We start from the raw sequence: 6314 nt of genomic DNA, 5'->3' as shown, positions 1-6314 counted from the left end.
GCCCCATGGGGGATGTGGTTGGTCTCGGGGTTGGACCCCCCCAACACCCCAGGCCCCCCAAAACCCCCCCCCCCCCCCCCCCCCCCCCCCCCCCCCCCCCCCCCCCCCCCCCCCCAGGACCTGTCGTAGGGGAGTCCGGATGGAACTGGCGGTGGAGACCAGAGCGCTGGGCAAGCGTTACGGGCGCACCTGGGCGGTGCGGGACTGCGCGCTGGAGGTGCCCGCCGGGCGGATCGCCGCGCTCGTCGGCCCGAACGGCGCGGGCAAGACGACCCTGCTGCACCTGGTCGTCGGGCTGCTGCGGCCCGACGCGGGTGAGGTGCGGGTGTTCGGCCGCGACCCGCGCGAGGGCGCTTCGGTGCTCGCCGACATCGGGTTCGTCGCGCAGGACACCCCGCTCTACCGCGACTTCACCGCGGCGGAGCTGATCACCATGGGCGGCAAGCTGAACCGCCGCCGCTGGGACGCCGCGCTGGCCCGCGAACGGCTCGCGGCGCTGGGTATCCCGCCGGACCGGCCGGTCGGCAAGCTCTCCGGCGGCCAGCGGGCGCAGGTCGCGCTGGCGCTGGCGCTCGCCAAGCGCCCGCGGCTGCTGCTGCTCGACGAACCCATCGCGAGCCTGGACCCGTTGGCGCGCCGGGAGTTCATGCAGGCGCTGATGGGCGCGGTGGCCGAGAGCGAGACCACCGTGCTGCTGTCCTCGCACCTGCTCGCCGACCTCGAACGCAGCTGTGACCACCTGGTCTTGCTGCAGGGCGCCCGCGTCCGGCTCGCCGGGCCGGTCGACGAGCTGCTCGACACGCACCGCACGCTCGTCGGACCGCGGGCGGGCAGCGAGTCCATCACCGGCGTCGCCGAGGTGGTCCGCGCCAGCCACACCGAACGCCAGTCGACGCTGCTCGTCCGCCGCGGCGACGGCCCGATCGATCCACTGTGGACCGAACACGAGGTGACCCTGGAGGACCTGGTGCTGGCCCACCTCGCCGTCGGCGAAACCCGGGCGACGGCCGAAGCGTGGGGGGTGCCGGCATGATCTGGCTGACCTGGCGCCAGCACCGCAGGCAGGCGCTGTTCACGCTGGTGGCCCTCGGGGTGCTCGCCGCGATCATGGTGCCCACCGGCCTGGCGATGCATTCGAAGTACAACGGACTCGGGCTGCCCGCGTGCCGGGCCGCGCTCGGCAGCGCGTCGATGATCACGCAGACCGAGGCGACGGCGAACTGCGAGAGCCTCGGCCACCAGTTCCAGCAGCAGTTCGGCGGCATGGTGTTCGTCGCGGTCCTGTTCGTCATCCTTCCGGTGCTGGTCGGGGTGTTCTTCGGCGCGCCGCTGGTTTCGCGCGAGGTCGAGCAGGGCACCCACCGGCTCGTGTGGACCCAGGGCGTCAGCCGCCTGCGGTGGGGCCTGGTGAAGTTCGGCCTGGTCGGCGCGATCACGGCGGTGCTGGCCGTCGGGTACGCGCTGGGCGTGTCGTGGTGGTTCCAGCCGCTGGTCAGCGCGAGCACGGGCCGGCTGACGTATCTGTCCTTCGACGTCCAGGGGATCGTCCCGATCGCGTACACGCTCTTCGCGCTCGCGCTCGGCGTCTTCGTGGGGACGTACTGGCCGAAGGTGCTGCCCGCCATGGGGACGGCGCTGGTCGGGTACGCGGTGGTCCGCATCGCCGTCGAGGTCCTCGCGCGGCCGCGGTACCTGCCGGCGCAGACCCTGACGTTCGCGCCGGAAGGAAAGCAGACCCCGAACCCGGCGTCGGGCGACTGGGTGATGTCGGAAGGCGTCCGCAACGCGGCGGGAGACCTGGTGCTGCCCGACGCCCGCATCGGCCCGTGCCCACCGGGCGGCTGCGGCGCCGGCGGAGGCGTGGGACCGGGCGCGTACAACTGGATGGAGTACCAGCCGGGCAGCCGGTTCTGGACGTTCCAGGGGATCGAGACCGGCATCTTCGTGCTGCTGACGGCGGCACTGGTGTACTTCGCGACCCGCCGGCTGCGCACGATCGCTTAGGCGTTCTGGCGGCGGACCATCTCGGTGATCCAGACCGGCGCGAACGGCGACGTGCAGTTCGGGGTGGTGAGCGCCCAGCCGGCGCTCGCGACGACCGGGTCCGGGTCGGCGTACCAGGCCAGCCGCAACGCTTCGGCGTGCGGGCTCTTCTTCACGACGTAACCGACGAGCCAGTCGTGCACCTTGGGGTGCGCGCCTCGCGCAGCATGGTGTCCAGCTCGGCCCGCTCGAACGCCCTCGGGCGGCAGATCAGGGTGGCCGGCAGCTTGGCCGCGGTGTCGCCGGTCGCCCAGAGCTCGCGGGCGAGCTCCTGCTGCGTCTTCAGCCGTTTCGCGACCGCGCGCAGCTTGCCGAGGTTCACGCCGTGGTCGTCACCGTGCTTCTCGTTCACCGCCCGCGTTTTGGTGTCCTCGAGCGCGGAGAGCTCGGCCGTCACCTCGGCCGCCGCCGCGGCACGCTCCGACGAACGGCGGATTTACAACGTTGTATCGAACGGGTAAGACTGTTTTTACAACGTTGTAACGACAAGCGGAGGCTGATCCCGTGTCGCTGAGCCGCAGGCAGTTCGTCACCGGAGCCGTCGCCGCCACCCTGCTGACCGGCGCGAACGTCCGGGAAGCCGGGGCCGCCGTGCTCCGCTGCCGGAAGGTCGCCCCCGCCTCGGGTGGGTTCTACACGCCGAACGCGGCGCCCCTGAAACCCGCCGCCTTCCTCAAGCTGCCGCCCGGCGCGGTCACCGCCCGCGGCTGGCTCGCCGGCCAGCTGCGGCTGCAGCTCGACGGCCTCTGCGGGCACTACGCCGAGACGTCGCACTTCCTCGACTTCACCACCAGCGGCTGGGTCCACCCGGAGCGCACCGGCTGGGAAGAGGTGCCCTACTGGCTGCGCGGGTACGTCGACCTCGCCGCCGTCACCGGGGACGCCACCGCGAAAGCCACCGCCGCCAAGTGGATCGACGCCATCCTCGCCACCCAGCAGTCCGACGGCTTCTTCGGGCCCACTGCCCTGCGCACCGCGCTGAACAACGGCCCCGACTTTTGGCCGTACCTCCCGCTGCTGCAGGCGTTGCGCTCCTGGCAGGAGTACACCGGCGACACGCGCGTCGTCCCGTTCCTGACCCGGTTCCTCCGCTACATGAACGCCCAGGGCAAGAGCGCGTTCGACTCCAGCTGGGTGTCCGTCCGCTGGGGTGACGGCCTCGACAGCGTCTTCTGGCTGTTCAACCGCACCGGCGACACCTTCCTGCTCGACCTCGCCGACAAGATCCACAGCTTCGGCGCCAGCTGGGTGAACAACCTCCCGAGCCTGCACAACGTCAACATCGCCCAGGGCTTCCGCGAACCCGCCCAGTACGCGCTGCGGTCCGGCAACGCGAGCCTGACCCAGGCCACCTACTCCGACTACAACACGGTCATGGCCACCTACGGCCAGTTCGCCGGCGGCGGGTTCGCCGGGGACGAGAACGCGCGGCCCGGGTTCGGCGACCCGCGCCAGGGCTTCGAGACCTGCGGGATCGTCGAGTTCATGGCGAGCCACCAGCTGCTCACCCGGCTGACCGGCGACCCCGTCTGGGCCGACCGCTGCGAGGACCTCGCCTTCAACTCCCTGCCCGCCGCGCTCGACCCGGCCGGGCGCGCCGTGCACTACATCACCAGCGCGAACAGCGTCGACCTCGACAACGTGCCCAAGAGCGAAGGCCAGTTCCAGAACGGCTTCGCGATGCAGGCCTACCTGCCGGGCGTCGACCAGTACCGCTGCTGCCCGCACAACTACGGCATGGGCTGGCCGTACTTCACCGAAGAGCTGTGGCTCGCCACCCCGGACAACGGTCTCGCCGCCGCGATGTACTCCGCCAGCAGCGTCACGGCGAAGGTCGGTGACGGCACCGCCGTGACCATCACCGAGGACACGACCTACCCGTTCTCGGAGCAGGTCACCTTCACCGTCCGGACGCCGAAGCGGCTGGCGTTCCCGCTGTACTTCCGGATTCCCGCGTGGTGCGCCGCGCCGCGGCTGGTCGTGGCCGGGGCGGCGGTGGCGGCGACGGCCGGGCCGTCGTTCGTGAAGGTCGACCGGACCTGGGCGAACGGTGACGTCGTCACGCTCACCCTGCCGCAGCGCACGACCACGCGGACCTGGTCGGCCAACCACGACTCCGTGTCCGTCGACCACGGCCCGCTGACCTACTCGCTGAAGGTCGGCGAGAGCTACCAGCAGATCGGCGGGAACGCGCAGTTCCCGGAGTACGCGGTGCACGCGACGACGCCGTGGAACTACGGCCTCACCCCGGGCGCCGCGCTGACCTTCTCCGCGGCCGGCGGCGCGTTGCCCGCCAACCCGTTCACGCCCGACACCACGCCGGTCAAGATCACCGCGCCCGCGCGGAAGATCGCCGAGTGGACGACCGACGACCAGAACGTCGTCACGCCACTGCAGGCGTCCCCGGCCCGCAGTGACGCGGCGGTCGAGACGGTCACGCTGATCCCGATGGGCGCCGCGCGGCTGCGCGTCACGTCGTTCCCGACGGCCGATCCGAACGGCCACCCGTGGTCGCCCGGCGGCGGGGGAGCGGGCTTCCGGATCGTGAACCGCAACTCCGGCAAGGTGCTCGGCGTGGACCAGATGTCCACTGCGGACAGTGCGCGGGTCGTGCAGTTCGCCGACAACGGCACCGACGACCACGTCTGGCACCTGGTCCCGAACGGGGACGGCTGGTACCGGATCCGCAACCACCACTCCGGCAAGGTGCTGGGCGTGGACCAGATGTCCACCGCGGACAGCGCGATCGTCGTCCAGTTCACCGACAACGGCACCGCGGACCACCTGTGGCAGCTCGTCGACAACGGCGACGGCGCGTGGCGGCTGAAGAACCGCAACTCCGGCAAGGTCATGGGCGTCGCGGGAATGTCCACGGCGGACAGTGCGCAGGTGGTGCAGTTCGCGGACTCGGGCACCGCGGACCACGTGTGGTCACTCGTGCCCGACGGCCGGGTCCGGGTCGAGAACCGCAACTCGGCCAAGGTGCTCGGGGTGGATCAGATGTCCACTGCGGACAGTGCGCGGGTGGTGCAGTTCGCCGACAACGGCACCGACGACCACCTGTGGACGTTCGAGCCGGCCGCGGGCGGGTGGTTCCGGATCCGCAACGTCCACTCGGGCAAGGTGCTCGGCGTGGACGTGATGTCGACGGCGGACAGCGCGATCGTCGTCCAGTTCGCCGACAACGGGTCGGCGGACCACGACTGGCGGCTGCGCGACGACGGCAGCGGCTGGTTCCGGATCGTGAACCGCAACTCCGGCAAGGTGCTGGGCGTCGCGGGGATGTCCACGGCGGACAGCGCCCAAGTGGTGCAGTTCGGGGACACCGGGACCGCCGACCACCTGTGGCGGCTGCGTTAGCCGGCGAACCGGGTCAACGCTTGACGCCGACGATCCCGGCCACGCACTTCGCCGAACCCGACAGGGGCGTGAGCCGGGGCCCGTCCGGCCACCACTCGTCGCACACCGCGAGGCCCGGCGCGGAGGTCGCGTTCGGCTGGAGGAGCTCGAGGCCCGGCAGCATGGCTTCGATCTCCACCCGCGTGCGGAACCGGCCGGCGCCGAGCGGGCCCTGCGTCAGGATGTTCTCGATGCGCTTGGCGATCTCGGTCAGCTCCGGCACCTCGGGGTCGAAGAAGTGCGACAGCACCACGTACGAGCCGGGGGCGAGCGCGTCGATGTACTGCCGCATGACGTCGGCCGCGCCGTCACCTTCGAAGTGGTGCATCGTGCCCACGTGCAGCAGCGCGACCGGCTCCGAGAAGTCGACGTGCTGGCGGACGACCTCGTTGCCGAGCACCGCTTCGGGCTCGAAGATGTCCGCTTCGACCATGTGCGTGAAGTCGTTCTCCACGAGCAGCGCCCGGCCGTGCGCGAGGACGACGGGGTCGTTGTCGATGTAGACGACCGTGTGGTCCTTGTCGATGCGCTGGACGATCTGGTGCGTGTTCTCCGCCGTCGGCAGGCCCGAGCCGCAGTCGACGTACTGGCGGATCCTGGTCTGGCTCGCGAGCATCCGCAGCGCGCGGTTGTGGAAGCCGCGGTTGCCACGGGCGATGTCGACGGCTTCCGGGACCGCGGCACGGATCTTCTCCATCACCACGCGGTCGACTTCGTAGAAGTTGTTGCCGCCGAGGAACCCGTCGTAGATCCGCGCGATGCTCGGCCGGGCGGGGTCGACTCCGACCGGCTTCTGGCTCGGGGACAGCGTCTCGGACATGGCGACCTCGCAGGACTCCGGCGCGTGGCGTTGGGCCACCCAGCGTAGTAGC

The 6314-nt window shown here is 71.2% G+C and carries 4 protein-coding genes and 1 pseudogene; 3 read left to right on the top strand and 2 right to left on the bottom strand.

All coding sequences use genetic code 11. The annotated features are described in order from the left end of the window. Positions 1 to 139: 139 nt before the first annotated feature. Complete coding sequence (locus tag ACZ63J_RS33530; protein WP_465401390.1) at positions 140 to 1033, top strand: ABC transporter ATP-binding protein; 894 nt, start codon at positions 140 to 142, stop codon at positions 1031 to 1033. Beyond that, entirely contained in the window at positions 1030 to 2004 is a 975-nt protein-coding gene (locus tag ACZ63J_RS33525; RefSeq protein WP_465401389.1) for a transporter, read from the top strand. Before ACZ63J_RS33530 ends, ACZ63J_RS33525 begins: the two co-directional genes overlap by 4 nt. On the opposite strand, the pseudogene ACZ63J_RS33520 reads toward ACZ63J_RS33525, so the two are convergent. Beyond that, positions 2001 to 2479 (bottom strand): annotated as a pseudogene (locus ACZ63J_RS33520) (DNA alkylation repair protein). The gene ACZ63J_RS33525 and the pseudogene ACZ63J_RS33520 sit on opposite strands and share 4 nt — an antisense overlap. 68 nt (positions 2480 to 2547) lie before the next feature. Between ACZ63J_RS33520 and ACZ63J_RS33515 the strand changes: the two are divergent. Then, positions 2548 to 5403, top strand: coding sequence for an RICIN domain-containing protein (locus ACZ63J_RS33515; protein WP_465401388.1), 2856 nt, complete (start codon positions 2548 to 2550; stop codon positions 5401 to 5403). Between the two features lie 13 nt (positions 5404 to 5416). Here the strand turns inward: ACZ63J_RS33515 and ACZ63J_RS33510 are convergent, their stop codons facing one another. After that, on the bottom strand, positions 5417 to 6262 hold the full coding sequence (locus tag ACZ63J_RS33510) for an SAM-dependent methyltransferase (protein WP_465401387.1): 846 nt from the start codon (positions 6260 to 6262) through the stop codon (positions 5417 to 5419). Positions 6263 to 6314: the final 52 nt, after the last annotated feature.

The sequence above is a fragment of the Amycolatopsis sp. NPDC104863 genome, from assembly GCF_055582965.1.
Note: the sequence above shows the minus strand (reverse complement) of the source record. Positions and strands in the feature narration are given on the sequence as shown.

Bases quoted from the DNA above. Each gene is read 5' to 3' on its own strand.
- ACZ63J_RS33530 (WP_465401390.1), top strand. From the start codon at position 140: ATGGAACTGGCGGTGGAGACCAGAGCGCTGGGCAAGCGTTACGGGCGC.
- ACZ63J_RS33525 (WP_465401389.1), top strand. From the start codon at position 1,030: ATGATCTGGCTGACCTGGCGCCAGCACCGCAGGCAGGCGCTGTTCACG.
- ACZ63J_RS33510 (WP_465401387.1), bottom strand. From the start codon at position 6,262: ATGTCCGAGACGCTGTCCCCGAGCCAGAAGCCGGTCGGAGTCGACCCC.